Origin of the sequence: Cobetia sp. L2A1 (assembly GCF_009796845.1) — a bacterium.
Lineage (GTDB): Bacteria > Pseudomonadota > Gammaproteobacteria > Pseudomonadales > Halomonadaceae > Cobetia.
The window spans coordinates 1,542,027-1,565,252 of sequence record NZ_CP047025.1 but is presented as its reverse complement, the minus strand read 5'-3'; the positions used below and the strand labels follow the sequence as shown (position 1 = coordinate 1,565,252).

General features: G+C 55.1%; 20 protein-coding genes. 5 read left to right on the top strand and 15 right to left on the bottom strand.

Going from position 1 to position 23,226, the window contains the following annotated elements; translation table 11 throughout:
- Positions 1 to 21: 21 nt before the first annotated feature.
- The 6 genes from GQR90_RS06785 to GQR90_RS06760 all read right to left on the bottom strand — a co-directional run bounded on the left by GQR90_RS06785 (position 22) and on the right by GQR90_RS06760 (position 6,873).
- Positions 22 to 1,347 (bottom strand): high-affinity branched-chain amino acid ABC transporter permease LivM, encoded by a 1,326-nt coding sequence (locus GQR90_RS06785; RefSeq protein WP_233266465.1) that lies wholly within the window; start codon positions 1,345 to 1,347, stop codon positions 22 to 24.
- Positions 1,347 to 2,267, bottom strand: a complete 921-nt coding sequence (gene livH, locus GQR90_RS06780; RefSeq protein WP_158773432.1) for a high-affinity branched-chain amino acid ABC transporter permease LivH — start codon at positions 2,265 to 2,267, stop codon at positions 1,347 to 1,349. Before livH ends, GQR90_RS06785 begins: the two co-directional genes overlap by 1 nt.
- A gap of 171 nt (positions 2,268 to 2,438) precedes the next feature.
- A complete protein-coding gene (locus GQR90_RS06775) occupies positions 2,439 to 3,539 on the bottom strand; it encodes a branched-chain amino acid ABC transporter substrate-binding protein (RefSeq protein WP_325064300.1) in 1,101 nt (366 codons plus the stop codon).
- Between the two features lie 584 nt (positions 3,540 to 4,123).
- The gene (gene uvrB / locus GQR90_RS06770; protein ID WP_158773430.1) at positions 4,124 to 6,151 is read right to left on the bottom strand and encodes an excinuclease ABC subunit UvrB; all 2,028 of its coding nucleotides are present in this window, start codon (positions 6,149 to 6,151) and stop codon (positions 4,124 to 4,126) included.
- 60 nt (positions 6,152 to 6,211) lie between these two features.
- On the bottom strand, positions 6,212 to 6,637 hold the full coding sequence (locus GQR90_RS06765; RefSeq protein ID WP_158773429.1) for an OsmC family protein: 426 nt from the start codon (positions 6,635 to 6,637) through the stop codon (positions 6,212 to 6,214).
- A 44-nt stretch (positions 6,638 to 6,681) separates the two neighbouring features.
- Positions 6,682 to 6,873 (bottom strand): hypothetical protein, encoded by a 192-nt coding sequence (locus GQR90_RS06760; RefSeq protein ID WP_024951980.1) that lies wholly within the window; start codon positions 6,871 to 6,873, stop codon positions 6,682 to 6,684.
- A 229-nt stretch (positions 6,874 to 7,102) separates the two neighbouring features.
- Between GQR90_RS06760 and ygfZ the strand changes: the two genes are divergently transcribed.
- Positions 7,103 to 8,149: a CAF17-like 4Fe-4S cluster assembly/insertion protein YgfZ gene (gene ygfZ, locus GQR90_RS06755; RefSeq protein WP_158773428.1), complete on the top strand. Its 1,047-nt coding sequence runs from the start codon at positions 7,103 to 7,105 to the stop codon at positions 8,147 to 8,149.
- A 144-nt stretch (positions 8,150 to 8,293) separates the two neighbouring features.
- Here ygfZ and GQR90_RS06750 read toward each other — a convergent pair whose 3' ends face one another.
- The 5 genes from GQR90_RS06750 to GQR90_RS06730 form a co-directional block, all read right to left on the bottom strand.
- Positions 8,294 to 11,185 carry an EAL domain-containing protein gene (locus tag GQR90_RS06750; RefSeq protein ID WP_158773427.1) on the bottom strand — a complete coding sequence of 964 codons (2,892 nt, stop codon included), beginning with the start codon at positions 11,183 to 11,185 and terminating at the stop codon, positions 8,294 to 8,296.
- A gap of 15 nt (positions 11,186 to 11,200) precedes the next feature.
- Entirely contained in the window at positions 11,201 to 11,965 is a 765-nt protein-coding gene (locus GQR90_RS06745; RefSeq protein ID WP_158773426.1) for a TatD family hydrolase, read from the bottom strand.
- A gap of 218 nt (positions 11,966 to 12,183) precedes the next feature.
- Positions 12,184 to 12,666, bottom strand: a complete 483-nt coding sequence (mscL, locus tag GQR90_RS06740; protein WP_158773425.1) for a large conductance mechanosensitive channel protein MscL — start codon at positions 12,664 to 12,666, stop codon at positions 12,184 to 12,186.
- Positions 12,667 to 12,907: 241 nt separating this feature from the next.
- Positions 12,908 to 14,497, bottom strand: coding sequence for a peptide chain release factor 3 (locus GQR90_RS06735; protein WP_158773424.1), 1,590 nt, complete (start codon positions 14,495 to 14,497; stop codon positions 12,908 to 12,910).
- Between the two features lie 134 nt (positions 14,498 to 14,631).
- Complete coding sequence (locus tag GQR90_RS06730) at positions 14,632 to 15,087, bottom strand: MerR family transcriptional regulator (RefSeq protein ID WP_233266464.1); 456 nt, start codon at positions 15,085 to 15,087, stop codon at positions 14,632 to 14,634.
- Between the two features lie 150 nt (positions 15,088 to 15,237).
- On the opposite strand from GQR90_RS06730, the gene GQR90_RS06725 reads away from it, so the two are divergent.
- Complete coding sequence (locus GQR90_RS06725; RefSeq protein ID WP_199269483.1) at positions 15,238 to 15,981, top strand: cation transporter; 744 nt, start codon at positions 15,238 to 15,240, stop codon at positions 15,979 to 15,981.
- 168 nt (positions 15,982 to 16,149) lie between these two features.
- On the opposite strand, the gene maiA is transcribed toward GQR90_RS06725, so the two are convergent.
- From maiA to GQR90_RS06705, 4 genes are all read right to left on the bottom strand, one after another.
- A complete protein-coding gene (gene maiA, locus GQR90_RS06720) occupies positions 16,150 to 16,824 on the bottom strand; it encodes a maleylacetoacetate isomerase (RefSeq protein ID WP_158773422.1) in 675 nt (224 codons plus the stop codon).
- An 83-nt stretch (positions 16,825 to 16,907) separates the two neighbouring features.
- Positions 16,908 to 17,761 (bottom strand): IS5 family transposase gene (locus GQR90_RS06715; protein ID WP_158773421.1). Its coding sequence is split into 2 segments (ribosomal slippage): positions 16,908 to 17,419 and positions 17,419 to 17,761, totalling 855 coding nucleotides; the frame shifts between segments, so codons are not numbered across the junction.
- Positions 17,762 to 17,860: 99 nt separating this feature from the next.
- Entirely contained in the window at positions 17,861 to 18,877 is a 1,017-nt protein-coding gene (locus GQR90_RS06710; protein WP_158773420.1) for a fumarylacetoacetate hydrolase family protein, read from the bottom strand.
- A gap of 51 nt (positions 18,878 to 18,928) precedes the next feature.
- On the bottom strand, positions 18,929 to 20,332 hold the full coding sequence (locus GQR90_RS06705) for a homogentisate 1,2-dioxygenase (protein ID WP_158773419.1): 1,404 nt from the start codon (positions 20,330 to 20,332) through the stop codon (positions 18,929 to 18,931).
- A 198-nt stretch (positions 20,333 to 20,530) separates the two neighbouring features.
- Between GQR90_RS06705 and GQR90_RS06700 the strand changes: the two genes are divergently transcribed.
- The 3 genes from GQR90_RS06700 (at position 20,531) to GQR90_RS06690 (ending at position 23,224) form a co-directional block, all read left to right on the top strand.
- Positions 20,531 to 21,007, top strand: a complete 477-nt coding sequence (locus GQR90_RS06700; RefSeq protein WP_158773418.1) for a MarR family winged helix-turn-helix transcriptional regulator — start codon at positions 20,531 to 20,533, stop codon at positions 21,005 to 21,007.
- Positions 21,008 to 21,383: 376 nt separating this feature from the next.
- Positions 21,384 to 22,655, top strand: coding sequence for an ATP-binding protein (locus tag GQR90_RS06695; RefSeq protein ID WP_158773417.1), 1,272 nt, complete (start codon positions 21,384 to 21,386; stop codon positions 22,653 to 22,655).
- Between the two features lie 32 nt (positions 22,656 to 22,687).
- Positions 22,688 to 23,224, top strand: coding sequence for a response regulator transcription factor (locus tag GQR90_RS06690; RefSeq protein WP_158773416.1), 537 nt, complete (start codon positions 22,688 to 22,690; stop codon positions 23,222 to 23,224).
- Positions 23,225 to 23,226 lie beyond the last annotated feature (2 nt).

Genomic DNA, 23,226 nt, shown 5'->3' with positions numbered 1-23,226 from the left:
TTGTCAGCATTACGGAGAGCTTCAGCCACGGTCGAGCTCCATGTGCGGTCGTTTGAGAGGCACCAGACCCTGCGGGCGCCATACCATCATCAACACCATCATCAACCCGAACAGCAGCATGCGATATTCATTGAACTCGCGCGCCAGCTCCGGCAGTAGCGTCATGGCAATGGCCGCCAGAATCACACCCAGCTGAGAGCCCATCCCCCCTAATACCACGATGGCGAGGATGATCGCAGATTCGATAAAGGTGAAAGATTCCGGGCTGATAAATCCTTGCCGCGCGGCAAAGAAGGCACCGGCAAAGCCTGCGAAACTGGCACCAATGGTGAATGCTGATAGCTTGATGCCGGTAGGATTCATGCCCAGCGAACGGCAGGCGATATCATCCTCGCGCAGTGCTTCCCAGGCACGACCAATCGGCATGCGCAGTAGACGGTAAATCACGAACAAGGTGATCAGCACCAGAATCAGCGCTAGCAAATAGAGATAGATGACCTTGTAGGACGGGTCATAAGCTATTCCAAAATACTCGTGAAACGGCACATTGCCGTCTTGCGCCTTACGCGTAAATTCCAGGTTGAAGAAGGTTGGCTTCGGAATACGGGCAATACCATTGGGGCCGCCGGTCAATTCGGTCCAATTATTGAGCAAGATACGAATAATCTCCCCAAAGCCCAATGTGACAATGGCCAGATAGTCGCCTCTCAATCTAAGCACCGGAAAACCGAGCAGATAACCAAACAGTGCCGTCATCAGGCCCGCGAGCGGTAACGCTTCCCAGAAACTGAAGCCCAGGTAGCTGTTGAGCAGCGCATAGGTATAGGCGCCGATAGCGTAGAAGCCGACATAGCCAAGATCCAACAGACCGGCCAGCCCCACCACCACATTGAGGCCCAGCCCCAGCATGATGTAGATCAGTGTCAGCGTCGCCAGATCGACAGCTGAGCGATTGGACATGAAGGGGAAGATCAGCAATGCCCCGATCGTCAGCATGATCCATAGCTGGCGCTTTTGACCACTGAGTACCTTGGGCATCGTAAAACGAGAAGGTTGACGCGTTCTGGCTCGCCACTCCTCGATCTGCGGGCGAACCAGCTGATGCACAAAGACGGCGAATGCTGCCGCCAGCAACCAGCCCCATGTCTCCATGCCCATCAGTCGTACAGTAGTGGTGATACCACTGGATTCAAGCTGCACCCCGAGCACCGAGCCACCCAGTACCAACGTCAGTACGGCGGCGGCTATCGCCGACCACCAGGGGCGCCGATAGGACGGTTGAGGAGAGATCGCTTCGGCAGGTGAAGTCCCTGCCATCTTGAGAACTTGCTTGTTCAAGGGAGGCATCAGATCTTCTCCACTTCGGGCTTGCCGAGGATCCCGGAAGGACGAAATAGCAGAATGAGAATCAACAGACCAAAGGCCACGACATCCTTGTATTCGGTCGATAGATAACCGCCGGTCAGCGCTTCAGCGACACCCAACAACAGGCCTCCCAGCATGGCACCTGGGATGCTTCCGATACCGCCTAGTACGGCTGCGGTGAAGGCTTTAAGTCCTGCAAGAAAACCGATGTAGGGATTGACCACGCCGTAATACATCCCAAGCAACAGTCCCGCGACGGCGGCCAGTGCGGCACCGATCACGAAGGTCATCGAGATGATCATGTCGGTATTGATACCCAATAGACGCGCCATACCGGCATCCTGCGAGCAGGCACGACATGCGCGTCCAAGGCGTGAGCGCGAGATAAAGGTCGAAAGCAGCAACATGCAGCCGAGTGTTACGCCAAAGATGATGACCTGCATATAGGACAGATTAACGGCGAAGCTCTCGATACCGAACTCCCAGCCACCAGGGATCAGACTGGAAATCGCCATATCCCGCGACCCTTGCGCGAGACGCATGTAGTTTTGCAGAAAAATGGACATGCCGATGGCTGAAATCAGTGCAATCAAACGCTTGGAGCCACGTACCGGACGATAGGCTACCCGCTCCACAGCGAAACCGTAGGCGCATGAGACCAGCACTGCCACAAGCAAGGCGGCTGCCATCAGAAAGAAGGGATTGGCAATGCCGAACATGCCGAGCGCTGAAATGACGATGAACGTCACATAGGTCCCGATCATGTAGATCTCGCCATGCGCGAAATTGATCATGCCGATAATGCCGTACACCATCGTATAGCCGATGGCGATCAACGCATAGGTACTACCAATGGTCAGACCATTGATGACCTGCTGCAGGAAGTAGAGGATTTCTTCCATCGAAACAACCCTTGGCCGCGACAGTGGCGGGCTTGTGGCCGTTGGCTGTCAGGGGTAAGCCGTGTATACGGCGAAAACGGGAAGACACGACGATCTTGCATCGTCGCTGACTCGACCGAATAGAGTACCCTCGTCACAGCGCAGTGGGCCGGACGAGGGCAGGAAGGTGGATTACTGGGCAGCTTCGCTCTTCGTGCCGTCAGCATGCCAGTTGTAGACCACGAAGCTAAAGTCCTTCAGGTCACCCTTCTCGTCGTATTCGACCTTGCCGATAGGCGTATCAAAACTATTGGCCTTGAGGTACTCGGCCACATCTTCAGGGTCTGTAGAATCCGCTCCCTTGATGCCTTCCGCGATCAGTTCAACGGCGGTATACGCCGGCATCACGAATGGACCCGATGGATCTTGCTTCTTGGCTTTGAAGGCCGCGACCAGATCAGCGTTCTTGGGGTCATTCTCGAAGGCCGGCGGCAGGGTCACGTATAACCCTTCGGACGCCTGACCCGCGATCTTGGAAATGTCCGGATTACCTACGCCTTCTGGCCCCATGAACGGAGCATCAAAGCCCAGCTCACGTGACTGACGCAGCAACAATCCCAACTCCGGGTGGTAGCCACCGTAGTAGACGAAATCGACATTCTCTTTCTTGAGCTTGGAGATCAGTGCCGAGAAGTCCTTGTCACCCGCAGTGATGCCTTCAAAGAGCACAACATCGATGCCAGCTTCCTTGACGGTTTCGCGCACACCCGTTGCAATACCCTCACCGTACTGCTGCTTGTCGTGAATGATGGCCATGTGCTTTGGCTGGATGGTATTGGCGATATAACGACCCGCGACCGGCCCTTGCAGCGAATCCAGGCCAATGGTGCGGAAGACCAGCTCATAGCCCTGCTCGGTGATGGTCGGGCTGGTAGAGGCTGCCGTGATCATCATTACGCCTTCCTCGGCATAGATGTCAGATGCCGGCTGTGTAGCGCTGGAACACAGATGACCCACGACATACTGAATACCGTCGTTGACGATCTGGTTGGCAACTGCCACAGCCTGTTTCGGATCGCAGGCATCATCATACTTGACGCCTTTGAGCATCTCACCATTAACACCACCGGCGGCATTGATTCGCTCGATGGCCATCTCGGCACCAGTGAACTGCATGTCACCATACTGTGCCACCGGGCCGGTAACCGGACCTGCCATCGCGATAGTGATGTCTGCCTGAGCCTGGGTCGAGATCGCCGCGGCGATCCCCAGGACGAGAAGTGACCTGCGCATCATGATAGATATTCCTGTTCCCGATTATTGTTGTACTGCGAGTCTGGCAGACCTGGCAGATGCGTTCTGATGACGCCTGGATGTCCCGAGTGAAGCACTGGCCATCAACCACAGAGTCAGTGGACCTGACGCTGCCGAGGTAAAGCACAGCATCACACACAGGAATGCCCTGACATCATTATTGGCAGCAGGGAATACGCATGTAAAGCGGCCGTTTGACAGATTATGCGTGCATTCAACGAGTCACCAACAGACTAAATCCCTACTTTGGCATTTTTGACAAAGTAATCTGTGGCGATATAAAGATAATCCAGTGTTTGCATAATGGAACTAGCTAAATAAAAGAGTTTATCTCCGAAATTGCACCATGATGTCGCATCGCTCAAGGGCGTGTGTTTGCGGCCAAGGTGGTAGGCACTGCAATCATTCACCTCACCATGAATGACGTGATAACACGACATCAAGCCTCGCGGACGTGCATGACGCTATACATCGGGCGGGGGGGAAGACAATCGCCCGATACGGCAATGCCGTATCGGGCGATAACAGTACTGACGTGGCAGCTGTACTGACAGGGTAGCTGGCTAGCCGAGTGCGATCAGACGATTGCGTACATCATTGATCTGATCACGCAGCCTCCCTGCTGTCTCGAACTCGAGATTCTTGGCGGCAGCGTACATACCATCCTCGAGGCGACTGATTTCTTTTTCCAGCGCCTTCGGTCCCTGTGCTGCCAGCGCCGCATAGTCAGGCGTTTCTTCGGCAACCTGGCGCTCATTATTCTTGCGACGGCTGCTTTTACGTCCCGGTGCTTGCGCACCTTCCATGATATCGGCGACCGACTTGGTAATGGTGCGCGGCGTAATACCATGTTCTGCATTGAATTCGGTCTGCTTCTCACGGCGGCGTTCTGTCTCGGCGATAGCGCGCTGCATGGAGTCGGTGATGCGATTACCGTAAAGAATCGCCTTACCGTTGGCATTACGTGCTGCGCGACCGATGGTCTGGATCAGTGAACGTTCCGAACGCAGGAAGCCTTCTTTATCGGCATCGAGAATGGCGACAAGCGAGACCTCGGGAATATCCAACCCTTCACGCAGCAGGTTGATACCAACCAGCACATCGAACTTGCCCAAGCGCAAATCGCGAATGATCTCGACACGTTCCACAGTATCGATATCAGAGTGCAGATAGCGAACACGCACATCATGCTCACCCAGATATTCGGTCAAGTCTTCAGACATACGCTTGGTAAGTGTCGTGATCAATACGCGTTCGCCGACCTCAACCCGGGCACGAATCTCGGACAGTACATCGTCGACTTGAGTAGAAGCCGAACGTACCTCGATAACCGGATCCAACAGTCCTGTAGGTCGCACCACCTGCTCAACGACCTGCCCCGTATGCTCTGCTTCATACGCCCCCGGTGTTGCAGAGACGAAGACAGCCTGCGGAAGAATACTTTCCCATTCCTCGAATTTCATCGGTCGGTTATCAAGCGCCGACGGCAGACGGAAGCCATATTCAACGAGGGTTTCCTTGCGCGAACGGTCGCCGCGATACATGCCCCCTACCTGCGGCACGCTGACGTGAGACTCATCAATGAAAACCAATGCGTCTTTCGGCAGGTAATCAAAGAAAGTCGGTGGCGCCTGACCCGGATCACGCCCTGAAAGATAGCGGGAGTAGTTTTCAATACCATTGCAGTAGCCCAGCTCCATCATCATTTCGATGTCATAGAGGGTGCGTTGCTCGAGCCGCTGCGCTTCGACCAGCTTGTCGTTCTTTCGCAAATACGCGAGGCGCTCGACTAGCTCGGCCTTGATGTGGTCTATCGCGGCCACGATGGTCTCGCGAGGCGTGACATAGTGACTCTTGGGATAGATAGTCATCCGCGGCACCGACTCGCTGACCTCTCCTGTCAGCGGATCAAACAGCCGGATAGAGTCAATTTCATCATCAAACAACTCTACCCGCACCGCCTGCTCTTCAGAGTCTGCAGGGAAGACATCAATGACATCGCCCCGCACACGATAGGTGCCGCGCCGGAAATCCATGTCGTTACGCGTGTATTGAAGCTCCGCCAATCGACGCAGGAAGGCACGCTGATCAATCTGCTCGCCACGATTGAAGTGCAGACGCATCTTCAAATACTGCTCAGGATCACCCAAGCCGTAGATGGCCGAGACGGACACGACGATCAGCGCATCGCGCCGCTCCAGAAGTGCCTTGGTCGCTGACAGCCGCATCTGCTCGATATGATCATTGATCGAGGCATCCTTCTCGATGAAGGTATCCGAGGAGGCGACGTAGGCTTCTGGCTGGTAGTAATCGTAATAGGAGACGAAGTATTCGATGGCGTTGTCGGGGAAAAATGCCTTGAACTCACCGTACAGCTGAGCCGCCAACGTCTTGTTGGGTGCCATGACGATAGTGGGACGCTGCAGGCGCTCCACGACATTGGCGACCGTGAATGTCTTGCCCGAGCCGGTCACCCCCAGCAGCGTCTGATGCGCCAAACCAGCTTCAAGGCCAGTAATCAGCTTCTCGATGGCTGCTGGCTGATCACCGGCAGGCTTGAACTTGGACTCGATGCGAAATGGTTTGCTCATGCGTTCTCAATGGTGGCGGTCATGGCGCTATTCAACTGGCGACTCGCCACGCGAGCCTTATCAGGCATCAATGCTAGCCTCTCGACTCACTACCGAAACCTGACTACTGGTCATCAGACGATGAATCGGACAACGCTCCGATATCTCGAGCAAGCGTGCCCGCGTCGCCTCATCGAGCTTGCTGCCGGGCTCGGCGATGAACTGCATGCTAACAGTGAGGCGATACTCGCCCCGCCGCTCGTCGCTGTCATCACGATCCACGGTCGTCATGATTTTCGCCAGCGGCAGTGCCTTTCGCCGTGCGTACATCAACACGGTGATCGACTTGCAGGCACCTAGCGACAGGTCAAAGTAGTCATGAGGATCAGGGGCACTGTCGTCGCCCCCGACCACCGCAGGAATATCTACCAACAACTCATCGAAGCTTCCGACCTTGACGCGCTGAACGAAACTTCCTGACTGACGAGTAATTACCTCGATGCTCATGCGTTATCTTCCCTGTCGTTATTACACGCAAGGGGCTGACCGGATCACTTGACCTTGTAGCCCGCCTTCTCTACCACCTTGACCACAGCCTCATAGCGCACCTGACCATCAACCTCAGCAAATCCGCGCCCGACTTCGGCTTCCTTGACGCCATCCATCATCATTAGCGCCGTGGTGACCTTGTTAACGTCGTTGACACTTTCGACGCCGATCAACGTCAGGGAAAAACTGGCCATCGTGTAGTTCCTGTCATGCGGAGAAATGAGCGCGCCGAGACGCATTGCAGCCGCCAAGGGTAGCACGGTTATGTTCGTGGGACAGAGCCGGCATAAGTCCTCGCATAGAGAATATAGGGCTCATGGACGACAGGGGCTGACAGTCGGCAGCTGGCGCGTGACAATGCTGTCATCAGGAATGTCGGCGACAGGCTGACACCTCGCCTACCTCGCAACAGGATGCTTGTTCATGAATACGCTCAAAGCCTTGATGCAGCAACACGGCTATCACTCTGCTGACGACGGCAGTCTGACACTGGAGACCCTCGTATGTGATAGCCACTATCTTGCACCGCTAGAGACATTCGAGATACTTGAGGTCAGCGGAAAGGATGGTGAACGCTTTCTCCAAGGCCAGACGTCCCAGCAGCTGACACTGGTGGATGGCAGTCTTGCTCCCTTGACCGCCTTTTGTACGCCCAAGGGGCGGATTCTGGGGATGGCCCAGCTGATACGTGTGACCCCAGAAAGACTCTGGATGTTGATGCCAACCGGCACCGCCGAGCCTCTTCGTGCTCACCTGGCGAAGTTTGCTCCCTTCTACAAGGTAACACTCGAGGTATCCGACACACTGAAGGTCATCGGGATCAGCGGTGTAGACGCATTGTTATCAGCTGCAAACCTCGTCGATGGCGAGCAGATGCTGGCATCACACGACTTTGCCATGCTGACCAAAGACAGCATCGTACTGGCTCGGCAGCCTGCTCAAGCAGAGCCACGCGCAGTACTGATAGGTAACGAGACACAGGTGGCTGAGATAACGCAACGACTACTTGAAGCCGGAGTTACGCCTGCTGATAGCAGAAGCTGGACGTTGGGGGATATCTGCGCGGGACTGCAATGGGTTACGTCTATACAGATGGATAGCTGGTTGCCGCAAATGCTCAATCTCGAGGCACTGGCTGCCATCAGTTTCAAGAAGGGCTGCTATACCGGACAGGAGGTGGTAGCACGCGCGCATTTTCGTGGCCAGGTAAAGAAGCGTTTGATGCGCTTGACCTATCGTCAAGAAATGACTCTGCCTACCGCTGGCACCAAGGTAATGGATGGCAATGACAAGGCATTGGGTGAAGTATTGACCGCTGCCCATACGCCCGACGGCGCCTTGGAAGTACTAGCTGTCGTTAGCTTGCGCGATGAAAATGCCACCTTGAAGCTTGAGACACAGCAGCCATTGACTCGCGTAACCCTTCCCTACGAAGTCGAGCGACGCGACCCGGAGCGCCTCAAGGACTAAGGCACACCCTCTCCAGCCAGAAGAGCCTTCTTTCAGTCCTCTTTCAGATACCACAATACCCCCGTCCAACAGATAGTGAGCGGGGGTATTGGAGACATTGATGAGGGGCGTTGAAAGACAACGGTAAAGACTCACCGGGTCTTGTCAGAGAGAATCCAATGTGGGCAGTGATGCCGGCAACCAATGGTCACCCGCCATTAGGTGCTCAATAAGCTCTTGTGCTGGTACTGGACGAGAATAAAGATACCCTTGATGCAGTGTACATCCGTGAGCGATCAAAGCTGCCCGCTGTTCCGGTGTTTCTATCCCCTCTGCAACTACCGATAGCTGAAAGGCTTCCGCCAATCCCATCATGGCGTCAATCATGGCACGCCCCTGATTGGAACCCTCGCCCAGACCAATTACAAACTGCCGATCAATCTTGAGTTTATCAAACGGTAAACTCTGAAGTTGGGACAGCGATGAATAGCCAGTGCCAAAATCATCCAGCGCCAATGCCACACCGTGGCCGCGTATTGTCTGGAACAGTATCGCCAGTGTCTGTATGTCATCAGGTAGCTGGCTTTCCACCAGTTCCAATGTCAATTGTTGGCACAGTTCAGGATGGCGGAATAGCCAGTCCAGATCAGACAAGAAACGCTTGTCCATCATATGCCGCACGGTAACATTGACACTCAAATGCAGCGCATGACCAGCTTCATGTACCCTAATCAAGGTCGCAATACTTTCCTTGAGCACCCAGCGACCCAGCGCTACATCGAGCCTCGCCGATTCGACGATTGGCAAGAAATCCGCTGATCCCATCAAACCACGATCGGGATGCTGCCAACGAACCAATACCTCGGAAAGCATGAGTGTCCCATCACAACCATCCACGATCGGCTGAAGATGGAGGCGCAATTGCCCTTCCCTAAGACCCACAATGAACTCGGCTTCCAGCTGCTTGAGGCGGCGTACTTCGCGTCCGGCTTCCTCATTAAAGAAATGCCATTCTCTTTTGAGCTGCAAGGTGTCATGAAGCGCACGTTCACTTCGATACACTAAGGCATCCATCTGCTGGCCATCTTCGGGATAGCGACTGATGCCAAGGCTCGCATGCAGATAGATCGCCTCTTTATCTAACGTGACCTTATAGCGAACAGCACTCAACAAACTATCCAGCCAACCGCTGATACCGCCACGAGTTGCCTCCAGCAAACGACGCTGAACCATGATCAGCAAACGATCCGTTTCCAAGCGCGCCATATGCCCAGTATTGCCCAGTAGCGAGACAATGCGCTTCTGCGCCAGTTCTAACTGATAGTTTCCAAGGCTTGCCCCTTCGTGCTCGTAAAGCTCCTGAAGACCACCAATACGAATAGCCATCAGTACAAAGCCATCCATCGGCGAAACATCACCAAGCTGGTCGATACGCATCTTGATCAGTCGCAACATGCCTTCACGGCTCAATAGTCCCGTATCGGCATCAATTTCCCGCTCCTGTAACAATTGATGCTGCAGCAATATTCTTTCCTGCTCTAACCCACGAATGACCAGTGTATTCAGCGTTCTGTCCAATACCGGCATCAGTGCGGCTTCGTCAAGGACGTTACCGCGGCTCGCGATCAACAATAGCTCGCTTCGGCCTGGATGCGGTGAGACTGAAAAGCCCAACAACTGACTCGCCCCCAAACGCTGACAAAGCAGCGATGCACGATCCTCAATGCCCTTCGTCAGGAATTCAGGGTTATTGATTCGAATTGCCCCGGCGGGCAAACGCCAGAGAGGGTCACGCTTTAACGATGCCTCACTTAGCCATTCACGCTCGTCGTGGCTTTGAAGAATCAGATAGCCCGCACTCGGATTCCCCACCTCCCGTCGGTAGATGATAACTTCCGCACCGACCATCTCGCGCACGCGACGCAGATATTGCGAGAGTGTCGCCTTGGCATGTTCCTGATTGTGCGTCTCGTAGGGTACCGTCAGAAACTGTTCATTGAATTGATGATGCAAATCGAGCTGAGCAGCACAATGCACATCTTTGGCACGACTTCTATTGCGGCGCAGATTATCGCGCCAGATCATGCAGCACGCCCCGATGACAGCCAGTAAAATGACGAGCAATAGTGCCGCTAACGGCCCACCAAGATTCAACAGCAGCTCTACGCCTCGGCTTTCATCTCGCCAGCAAGCTCGAGAACTGTTGTGCGGCCCATCCTGGTCAAGCACCTGAGGCAGCGGCATGCAGACCCGGTCAGCAACGGCTGGCTCTGATAATTGATTACTGACGACTTTCAGACCATTCAAACCGAGGACGACTGCCTGCTCATCGAGCACTGCATCCGTCATCGGAATACCAAACACCAGCAAGCCTTGTTTATTACGCGCTGGCAGCGCGTCTTCATCGCCATAAAGCCCCTGCACTCCGACCAACCAAGACTGTCCATTCACTTGTAGCCAAGCGATCTGAGGCACCGTAGGGGCATCCCAGGCCCTTGCCAACAAGCCTGAAATTGCCTGCCTCCAGCTTCCTGGCTGCTCGGTTAGCCATTGCCTGGATGAATCGGCGTCGTGCTCACTCCACGCAGCCACACGGCCATTTCCACGGACGATACCCATCAGATGAATATCCGTGTTGATCGCGAACTCGGGCCCATACATATAATCGAGCCACGCCTTGTCAGGGACAGGCAAACGCAGCATTTCTTCGACGGCTTCTTCCCAATATGCATGCTCTCGTAATTGCCCTCTTAGCATACGTTGCTGGGTATCGACCCATAGCGTCAGTCGCTGTGTGGCAGCCAGGCGATCATGATCACGTAGTTGATTTACCTGGCTAACGGACAACCAGCCAACCGCTGATATCAATGCTATCAACAGTAGGGGAATCAGCAGGAACCGATAGCGAGGATTATCGGAAAGCGTTTCATTATCAAAAGCAGTAAGCGTCTCGTGGTGTAGCGCACGAGAGGATGGATCAGACACTGAAGAACGAAACATTGCTTTACCGATGATTACGCGACCTCCTGGGCAATGTGGCATGCGTTTCTTAGCCACTGTTACCAGTCTAGATCAGGCGCTGAGTTGAAGAACATGCCGAACATTCGTCGTTGTTAGTTCCCCGACATGCTGCACAGGGACTCCGCGCAGCTCAGCCACCACCTCCGCTACCTGTACCATTCTCGCTGGCTCATTTCTTTGTCCTTGATAACCACTCAATGGCATATCCGGACTATCCGTCTCGAGGACAAAGCCGTCATCTGGCAATTGAGTAACGACATGACGCAGCTTCTGCGCACGGGGATAGGTCACACTGCCTCCCAGTCCTAGCACAAACCCTAGCGCGAGGAAGCGCTCAGCCTGCACTTGGCTACCAGCAAACGCATGAATGATACCCCCACGTGGCAGACGAGCCTCACGTAGGTGCTTGGCCACCTCATCATTGGCACGCACGCAATGTACGATGACCGGTAGCGAAAACTCTTTTGCTATCGCGAGCTGTGCATCAAACAATTCCCATTGCTGTTGTGGGTCAGGCAGCCGTGCATCAAAGCCGCACTCTCCTACTGCCACCACCTGAGAATTGTCAATCAGCGCATCACGGAGCACTGCTAAAGCGCCGTCATCATGCTCAGACATGAAATAGGGATGAAGTCCTAGTGCAGCATGTACCTGAACGTTCGCTCGTGAAAGTGCCTGTACCTTCTCAAAACTTGCTGCCGTTGTCGCGGGCACGAGGAAAGTACCAACACCAGCGGCGATCGCGCGCGCCAGCACCTGTGTTCGATCGCCGTCAAAGACAGCAAAATCCAGATGGCAGTGACTATCAATCAGCATGAACGCTCTCCGGGCGGCTATCTCGCACATGATGAAGCACCATATGTGCAAGGTCACGGATTGGCTTATCGTTGCAACAAAAAAACCGGCCATTATGGCCGGTTTTTTTGTTGCTGCCTCCGCTCACGCGATATCACAGACTCAAATAGCAAGAATCGTATTGCCAAGTACTGATCACAGTAATGACGGTACATATGCCATCCCTGAAACAGGCTATATCAAGCCACTTCGACAGGCGTCAAGGATGTGATCTCGGACGTACAGTGCCCACAGCGTGTTGCGGCAAGTGGCACTTTGGACAAGCAGTAAGGGCAATCCTTGTCAGTCACTTCTTCTGGCTCTGCCTCGGCCTCTTTCTTCAACTTGTTGATCTGACGAATCAACACGAAAACAGCCAATGCTACCAACGCAAAGCTGATGATGGCATTGATGAACAGGCCATAGTTTAGCGTGACAGCGCCGGCCTCCTTGGCGGCATCAAGACTTGCATAGGGCCCTGCTGCCGCTCCCTCCTTGAGTACAACGAAGAAATTGGCGAAGTCCACCTCTCCGATCAACAAGCCAATCAATGGATTGAGCAAGTCACCCACAAGACTTTTGACAATAAGGGTGAAGGCGCCCCCGATAATGATACCTACTGCCATATCGACAACATTACCCTTGACCGCGAAATCACGGAATTCCTGCATGAAACCAGCCATTTGTTGTCTCCATTATCAATAAGGCGCTGCCCTTTCTGCAGCATATCCGAGGGCATGATTGGGGCTGGCACGTAACCGTAACTGGATTCACCCGTGACGATTATGCCAGCGGTGGCAGTATGGCGAGCATTGCCCTCCCAAAAGGTTTACAAGGTAAACGCTAAGTAACCGGAGATTGTTATGACATAAAAAACGCCACCTCGAAGGGTGGCGTTTTTTATGTCAGCAACCGATAGCGCAATCAGTGCTCGCGTGTGGCGAGGAAGGTGATGTCCGGCCAGCGCTCTTGGGTCAATTGAAGATTGACCCGTGTCGGTGCGATGTACGTCAGACAACCACCACCATCGTAAGCAAGGTTAGTACTGGCTTTACGCTTGAAGTCTTCAAGCATCTTGATGTCATCACAGTAGATCCATCGCGCTGTTTTTACATTGACCGCCTCGTACATGCACTCAACCTTGTACTCTTCCTTCAGGCGATGCGCGACAACATCGAACTGCAGAGTCCCTACTGCACCCACGATCAGATCATTGTTATCGAAGGGCTGGAAGACCTGAGTCGCGCCCTCTTCAGACAGCTGTTGAAGACCCTTCTGCAACGCCTTCATCTTGAGGGGATCCTTCAGACGCACACGCTTGAAGAGTTCCGGTGCGAAGTGAGGAATACCCGTGAAGCGCATGTCTTCACCCACCGTGAAGGTATCGCCGATCTGGATCGTACCGTGGTTGTGCAACCCGATGATGTCACCCGGCCAGGCTTCTTCGACGTGAGAGCGATCAGCGGCCATGAAGGTCAGCGCATCAGGGATCTTGACGTCCTTGTTGATACGCACATGGCGCATCTTCATGTTCTTCTCGTACTTGCCTGAACAGACTCGCAGGAAGGCCACGCGGTCGCGATGCTTCGGGTCCATGTTCGCCTGAATCTTGAAGACGAAACCGGTAAAGCGCCCGTCGTGAGCGGTCACCTCACGAGTATCGGTATCACGCGGCTGGGGCGGCGGCGCGTATTCAACGAAACCATCAAGCATCTCGCGCACACCAAAATTGCCCATCGCGGTACCAAAGTAGACCGGCGTCAAGTCACCACGACGATAAGCATCCAGATCGAACTTGTGCGAGGCGCCCCGCACCAGTTCCACTTCCATGCTCAGCTCTTCGACGAGGTCTTCGCCCAGCACCTTGATGGCTTCCGGACTTGCAAGGCCCTTGATGCGAACATCATCAGGGATGCGACTACCCTGCCCCTGCTTGTAGAGATGAATCTCATCAGTATAGAAATGGTAGACGCCCTTGAAGCCTTTACCGACACCAATCGGCCAGGTCATTGGCGCACACTGGATATTCAGGACTGTCTCGACTTCGTCCATCACTTCGATCGGATCACGTGTCTCACGGTCCATCTTGTTGATGAAGGTCAAGATCGGCGTGGTACGAAGACGACAGACCTCCATCAGCTTGACCGTACGTTCCTCGACACCTTTTGCACCATCGATAACCATCAGCGCCGAATCCACTGCTGTCAACGTACGATAGGTATCTTCCGAGAAATCCTCGTGCCCTGGTGTATCCAGCAAATTGACCATGCGGCCCTTATAGGGGAACTGCATCACGGAGGTCGTGACAGAAATACCGCGCTCTTGCTCCATCTTCATCCAATCGGATGTCGCATGGCGATCAGCACGCTTGCTCTTGACCGACCCTGCCATCTGGATGGCATTCCCGAACAGCAACAGCTTCTCGGTAATGGTGGTCTTACCGGCATCGGGGTGAGAGATGATGGCGAACGTACGGCGAATGTCGGCCGCCTTGGCAATCTGGGAATCTGACATGGGCTGAAAGGTATCCGGCTCGACGTGAGGGCACGCCGTGCACACTGTGTGGTGAATAGCAGAACAAAACGAATGGCGGGCATTGTAGCGGCTGGCGAGGCTGGGCAACAGGGGCGATAGCCTTGCTCAGTGATTCACGTGGGCGAGGCGGGAGCATGTGATAGCGCTTCGACAATACGGCACTGGGAGATGATACCGCCCGCACAACAGGAGGTGAGGCGTACCAACTCCGCCTCCATGGCCGCCAGATCGCGCTGTCGCTCGCGCACCTGCGCCAGCTGATTCTCGATGCGCGCATCCAGCTGATCACATGACAGTGCGTGTTGATCCGCCAGCCCCAGCAAGGCGCGAATGTCCTCCAGTGTAAAACCCAACCGACGACTGCGGCGGATGAAGGTCAGTCGCTTGAGCTGAGCACTTCCATATTCGCGATAGCCGCTGCCGTTGCGTCGCGCGGGTGACAACAACCCCTGTTTCTCGTAGTAGCGGATGGTCACTGACTTCACCTGGGCACGCTCCGCCAGCTGCCCGATGGTCATCACGTGGTCAGCGGGCGGTGTGGCATTGCTATCCGGAACGTCTTTTCTCATCACTTCTCTCCACGGTATCGCTCCCGTCTACCATATCAGTACGGTGAACACTTGACCTTATAGTAGCTATAACCCCCATGCTGACAGCAATTCTGAAGGAGGCCAAGACACCCTATGAAAAGCTGTTGCGAAAGCAAGACTGATGAGTTGATGCAACTACGCGCGTCACAGGCAAAGGTCCTGAAAATCCTGCTGGCATTGAATGGCAGCATGTTCTTCGTCGAATTCACGGCGGCCTGGTGGCTGGGCTCGACAGCGCTGCTGGGCGACTCACTGGACATGTTCGGTGATGCAAGTGTTTATGCATTGACCCTGTACGTCCTCCATCGCAGCCTGCGTGCTCGGGCCATGAGCGCGATGGTCAAGGGCGTGATGATGCTGGCACTCGGCGCCATCGTGATGATCGAGGCGGGATTCCAGGCATTCGATGGCGTAGCGCCAGCGGCACACGGCATGGGGGCTTTCGCGCTATTGGCACTGGCCGTCAATCTCGTCTGCTTCGCGATGCTGTGGCGCTTCAAGTCGGATGACCTGAACATGCGCTCCACCTGGCTGTGCTCACGCAATGACATCATGGCCAATGCCGCTGTCTTCGTGGCAGCCATTCTCGTCGGGTGGACAGGTTCACGCTGGCCGGATGTGCTGCTAGGCGCTGCCATTGCGCTACTGTTCCTGCAATCTGCCTGGCAGGTCATGGGAGATGCACGTACTGAGATGCGTGCCGTAAAGCAGCAGACATCAGACGCAGCTGCGGCGACTCCCGGCCCAACGATGACTGAGCAACACGACACGTCTTCTAGCGTCGACAGTGGTTATTCAAGCGAGGAGGCTTTGATGGAGACGAAGCCAGCCAGCCCCGCCTCCAGTTGCTGCTCAAGCAAGCGTTGCGGATAGTTACCTTTCAGCGGATTGAACGCCACACTGGATAAACCCAGCGATAGACAGATGTACAAGGCCTCGTTTCTATACGGGGTCTTGTACGTTTTATATCGTGTGAAGGGAGGGCCAGGCGATAAATGCACACCCCGCAGACACCAGCAGAGGGTGACGGAGAATGGTGTTCTATTGATGAGGTGCATCAGCCTGTTGTGAAGGATGCGCCAGCCTGAAGGCTTCCTCCTGCTGACACGCCGCCTCGATCCGCAAGATACAGGGATAAGCACTTAGATCGCATTCAAAGCGACGCGCATTGTGAATCTGTGGCATCAGGCAGGCATCTGCCATGCCCGGCGTATCACCGACACAGAAACGACCAGCAGAAGCGGTGAGCAATATCTCCAACCGAGAGAAGCCCTCAGCAACCCAATGACGGTACCAGGCCAATTTCTGGGCCTCATCTACACCGATCTCTCCTGTCAGATACTTGAGCACTCTTGGCGCATTGAGCGGGTGCATCTCGCACGCCATGAACAGGCACAGTGAGCGCACATGCGCACGCGCCAGCGGATCATCGGGAAGCAAGGCCGGCGTCGGCCAACGCTCTTCCAGATATTCCATGATGGCCAGCGACTGGGTCACCACACCCGGCAGGCTACCCTCTGGGCTATCGTCATCCACAACGATCAGCGTCGGCACCAATCCTTGGGGGTTGAGGGCCAGATAGGCGTCGCCGCGCACCTCCTCCTTGAGTAGGTTGATCGGTACTTGCTCCGCTTCCAGCCCCTTGAGTGCCAACGCAATGCGCACCCGATAGCTGGTGGATGAACGATAATAGCCGTGAAGACTCAACGTACTCATGGTGGACTCCCTGTGGGTTCAGTCATTGGTCGAGGGCGGTTGATGATCTGTGAGGTGAAGTCGAATCATCTCCCATGGATATCTTAGGTTCTGTACGAAAAGTCGGCTCGTAGGCAGCGGCGTATGCAAGCTACGCATACCATCGCATAAAAGCTACGGGCCAGCTTTTCATATCGCGTCGCAATACGACGAAACTCTTTCAGCCAACTGAAAGAACGCTCCACGATATTGCGCTGACGGTACATAGGTTTATCAAAACCCCGTGGGAGACCTGGACGGGGTTTTCGCTTGATCCTTCGTTGAGCGATGATCGGCTTGATTCGAACGCGGTCGCAGTAACGGCGCAACTCATCACTGTCATAGCCCTTGTCTGCCACGATGTAGCGGCAACGTTTTCGTGGCCGACCAAGACTCCCCGGTAGATAAACTTTTTCCAGGGTGGGCATGAAGTACCGGGTATCCGACTCTTGCCCTCCCGACAGTGTGAAAGCGATGGGCCAGCCAAGGCGATCACAGATCAAATGAATTTTGGTCGTGATGCCTCCACGACTCCGGCCCATTGCATGGTCTAAGGGTTCTTCAGATCCCCCTTTTTGCCTCCACCAGCGGAGGCGCGTGTTGCACGAACGGCTGTTGAGTCGATCATCCAGGTCTCGAGATCCATTAGGCCATCTTCGCGAAGCCGAAGTTGAAGGCGCGACAAGACCGCCTCAAAGGTACCGTCATCACGCCATTGGCGGAACCTGGCGTAGACAGTGCTCCAAGGGCCATAACGTTCGGGAAGGTCGCGCCACTTGGCGCCAGAGCATAGAGCCCAAAAGATGCCGTTCAACATCTGTCTATCGTCTTTCCTGGGCCTGCCCATCGCTTGAGCTGGTGACACAATGTCTTCGATCAACTGCCATTGGCTATCAGAGATTTCGTAACGTCCTGCCATACCGCACCTATGCTGGATGTGCATGGGCCACATTATCAAAAATGACTTTTCGTACAAAACCTAACGCCAGTGCGCACTCACTGTCTGAGAGATGCCATGTCACTCAAGCGCAACGACCTGCTGATCGATGGCGCCGAAAATGCTGTGGCCGTCATGTCCAAACATCTCGATACGCACTCTATCCCCAAAGCACATGAAGGGCGTGCGAATCTCGTCAAAGAGAATCTTCTCGACCATGCGCACTTCTGCCAGACAGCTATAGCCTACACCACCTTCTTTGACGGGCTTGCCAGGGCCGCCGTCCTTGCCCGGATTGGAGACCGTACCAGAGCCGATGATGGCACCCGCCCCCAGCGGACGCGTCATCGCAGCATGCGCCACCAGCTGCGGGAAGTTGAAGACCATGTCCGGGCCCGATTCAGGCTCACCGAATTTCTCCCCATTGAGATGCACCGTCAGCGGTAGATGTACCCGCCCTTCCCGCCAGGCGTCTCCCAGCTCATCAGGCGTCACCGCGATCGGCGAGAAGCTGGAAGAGGGCTTGGCCTGGAAGAAGCCAAAGCCCTTGGCAAGTTCTCCCGGTATGAGACCGCGCAGACTGACATCGTTGACCAGCATCAGCAGGCGAATATGGCTAGCGGCAGCCTCAGGATCAACATGCATCGGCACGTCATCCGTGATGACGGCAATCTCGCCTTCAAAATCGATGCCATGCGATTCACTGACACATACGATGTCAGCGGTCGGCGGAAGAAAGCTGTCACTGCCACCTTGATACATCAGCGGGTCTTGCCAGAAAGTCTGTGGCATCTCGGCATTGCGCGCTTGACGCACCAGTTGGACATGGTTGAGATAGGCCGAACCATCCGCCCACTGATAGCTACGCGGCAGCGGCGAATGCAGTGTGGCCATCTCCAGCGTAAAAGCCTCTTCCAGCGTTCCAGCGTTCAAACGGGCATAACGCTCTTCAAGCGCTGGTGCCTTGTTCTGCCAGTCGTCCAGCAGAAACTGCAGAGTTGGCGCGATATCACTGACGCGTACGGCATGGCTCAGGTCACGCGCGACCAACAGCAATTCGCCATCGCGCGAGCCGGAATGATAGGTAGCAAATTTCATGACAGTTTCCTTGTGATAATCATCATCGAATGAGGGTGTCTGAGCGCGATATCAGCGTGTGTGAGGCGTGAAGTGAGATTCCAATCCTCGCCACACAGCGCCATATTCCTGTTGTCTGAACTCGGCCTTGAGGGCGTGAGGCGTCACCTGAAACAGATAGCGGCTCTCGAACATGAAGGCGAGCGTGTTGCCCTGATATTGCGGCGCAAGATCTGCCTGACTTGCGGCAGCGAAGGTCGCGGCATCCGGACCATGCGGTGTCATGGCGTTATGCAGACTGGCACTGCCGGGGCTAAACCCTTCTCGCTTGGCGTCATATTCACCATGAATCAATCCCATCAGCTCACTCATCAGATTGCGGTGAAAATATGGCGGGCGGAAGGTGTTCTCGGCGACCATCCAACGTGGCGGAAAGATCACGAAATCGAGATTGGCGACGCCAGTCGTATCTGATGGTGAAGTCAGCACCGTAAAGATCGACGGATCCGGATGATCGAAGCTGACGGTATTGATCGCATTGAAGGTCGCCAGGTCGTATTTGTAAGGGGCGTAATTGCCGTGCCAGGCAACGACATCCAGCGGCGAGTGATCGAGCGTCGCCACCCAGAATCCCCCTGCAAACTTGGTTACCAGTTCATGATCGCCATCACGGTCCTCATACCAGGCGGTGGGCGTCATAAAATCACGCGAATTGGCCAGGCCGTTAGCACCGATAGGCCCCAATGAAGGGAGTTCCAGCGGGGCGCCATAATTTTCGGCCATATAACCCCGACAGACAGCGCGGGATACGCTTCCTGGCCATTCCTTGGTGTCGTCTTTCTGCCTACCTGCCTCCTGCTCGTCATCCTCGTGCCCATCGAGCGGATTGAGCTGAAACTTGATGCCACGCGGGATCACGACAATTTCCCCGCTGGCGACATGCAACAGTCCCATTTCGCTACGCACTTCCAGGCTTCCCTGCTGCGGTACGATCAACAGTTCACCATCGGCATTGCAGAAAAAGCGCTGCCGCATGCTGCGCGTGAAGGCGTAGAGATGTGTCCCACATCCCGTCTGCGTCTGAGCATCACCATTGACGGCCAATGTGGTCAGCCCCTCGAGAAAGTCGCCGTCATCATCCGCCATCGGCATGGGATCCCAACGCATGGGATTAGGATTCGGACTGATATCCTTGAGCGGCGCCGTCGCCACGCGTGGCATCTCCAGAGGGCGATAGGCTCCCTGCACGACCGAGGGCCGAATGCGATACAGCCAACTGCGCAGGTTATGACTACGAGGAGCGGTAAAGGCCGAGCCACTTAGCTGCTCCGCATAGAGGCCGTAAGCACAGCGCTGAGGCGAGTTCTGACCGAGTGGCAAGGCACCAGGCAAGGCTTCACTGGAGACATGATTGCGAAATCCGCTGTGATAACGAAGCTTTGCTGAGTGTTGTCTGCTGTCACCCCGATCGCCCATGAATAACTTCCTCCGTCTTTCGTGCACGCATATTGTTTCAATTGAAACTATATGCGTGCGTCTCACGCCCGACAACCCAACATTGGCTAGCCCTTTGGTCTCACTCCTGCTGCGCAGTGGTAACATTCGTAACTTGGCGATTCACCGCTGCCATGATCCATCATCCAATATTCATGTGCGCTACTGGAGGCACCTTCAATGACATCTTTCGATGACACACAAAGTGACACTGCGCGCGGGCTTGATCTGGACCAGTTTCTTCCCTACCGACTAAATCAGCTGGCTGAACGCACGAGTGAAGCTCTCTTTGCTCGCTATGGAGCCCGCTTTGCCATCAATGTCGCCGAGTGGCGCGTACTGGCCTGGCTGAGTCGTGGTCAAGCGATGACCGCCAGGGAGATCAGTCAGCGAACTCATATGGACAAGGTGCGTGTCTCGCGCGCCATCAAGGCACTTGAAACCCGTGATCTCGTCCTGCGTCGCCCTAGTGAACATGATCAGCGCGCGCAATTGCTCCACCTGACGCCAGAGGGAGAGGAGATGGTAGGACAACTGATTCCCGAGGCCCGTCATTTCGAGGATGAACTGCTGGCCGCGCTGGATGCACGCCAATACCGCGATCTACTGACAACGATGCAGTCACTGGAACGTCAACTGGATCGATTTCAAGGCTGACAGACATGCTTAGTACAATTATGGTATAAGAAATGTAGAGCTTCGAGGTCAGGAACTACCATGCATCCCAAGGCCACACTGCCCAGCAAACTCTGTCACACCTTTGAGCGCCCCTTTATCTGATGCGAGAAGTGAGCGCGCTGCAGCGCCCCAGTCCATGCTCCACGGCATGGCAACATCACCTGATAATGATGACTCCCTTTATCGTCATACCTTTCCACTCGGGACTCATTGAAGGCTGATATCGCCGGACATAAAGTACGCTCTCGCACGTCGCGGCGCGCCTCGAAACGTAGAAATTGCGCTAACCAGCCGTCAGGGCTGCACTTTGTGGGCCTGATTCACTATCATGGCCGCATTCATTGCAGGAGCCGTCATGAATCAGCCGTTACCCCCGCCGCTCTCTACACCGCACCGTAACCTCATACGGCTGACGATTGCCCGCGGCATTACCTGGACTGGCTTTCTCATCCTGATCATCTTCGGGATCGAGATCATCGGCTTCCAGCTCAATGTGCTACCCGTCATCTCGATCATCATCGCCATGGGACTGGTCAATGTCGCCAGTTGGTGGCGGTTGGGACAGTCGCATCCCGTCACTGATACCGAGAACCTGCTGCACCTGTTGGTGGACATTGCCGGACTGACAATGCTGTTCTTTCATACTGGCGGCTCGACCAACCCCTTCGTGCCCTACTATCTCGTGCCGGTGACCATGGCCGCCGCAACATTGCCGTGGCGTTACGCGTGGATCATCGCTGCCGTCGGCATGTGTTGTTACAGCTTCCTGATGGTGTTCTACGAGCCGGTGCCGCAACTGGCCACTTATGAACTGGGCGGGCGCATCAGCCTGCATGTCATCGGCATGTGGTTGAACTTCGGTCTATCGGCCACCCTGGTTACCTACTTCATCTACAAGATGGCGCATGCACTGCGCACGCGGGATCATGCCTTGTCGACGACTCGTGAGGCAGCGCTACGGAGTGAGCAAGTATTGGCTGTTGCGAGTCAGGCTGCCGGCACGGCCCATGAGCTGGGCACACCGCTATCGACCATGGCCGTGCTATTGAGTGAGATGCGCGAAGATGCCAAAGGAAAGAATGATCCGCAGCTAGACGAGGATCTCGCGCTACTTCGCAGCCAGGTCGATACCTGCAAGCAGCGTTTGCAGGCCATGGTGGCCGCCGCAGATCGCCGACGCATGGAAAAGCCGCAGCCCATCAATGCTGCCGAATGGCTTGAAGCAATAGTTCAGCGCTGGCTGGTAGTGCGCCCGGACGTTCAGCACAGTGTCGAGGTAAGCCCCGGCGGAGAGCAGGCACAGATTCTGGTCGATACCACACTTGAACAAGCATTGATGAACCTGCTCAACAACGCTGCAGATGCCTGCCCGGATGATATCGAGATCACGCTGGAGCGCCGCATACAGGAGGTCATCATCGATATTCGCGATCACGGCGCTGGTGTACCGATGGCGGTTGCCGACCAGTTAGGCGAGACCTTTATCTCTACCAAATCAAAGGGCATGGGCATCGGCCTGTTCCTGACCCACGCCACCATCAATCGTTTTGGTGGTGGTGTCAGTCTGTACAATCATGAAGATGGCGGCACCTTGACTGAAGTCCGCCTCCCCCTTCATCTGACATGATGGCGGCAAAGACCGCCCAAGTGAGAACTCTGATGAGTGATGCAATCCGACTGCTGATCATCGATGATGATGAATTCTTTTGCCAAGTAACGGCACGCGCCATGACCCGCCGCGGATACGATGTTGAAGTTGCCCGTGACGAGGCCCAGGCTCTCAGTGTGGCCCGTAGCCACCGTCCTGAACTGATTACGCTGGATCTGAAGCTTGAGCAAAGCTCCGGCCTCAAGCTATTGCCAGAACTGATCGCCCTGCTCCCCGACGTGCGTATTGTGGTGCTAACCGGCTATTCGAGCATTGCCACGGCCGTGGAAGCCATCAAGCTCGGCGCAGTGAACTACATGTGCAAGCCGGCTGATGCTGATGAGATTCTCAGCGCATTTACCCGTGAGAGCGGTGACCCCAGTACCGAGATCTCTGACAATCCGCCGTCAGTGAATCGCCTAACCTGGGAGCATATTCAGAAGGTACTCAACGAGCACGACGGTAATATCTCTTCTACCGCACGTGCCCTCGGCATGCATCGCCGTACCTTGCAGCGCAAGCTGCAGAAGCGGCCAGTCAAGCGCTGACC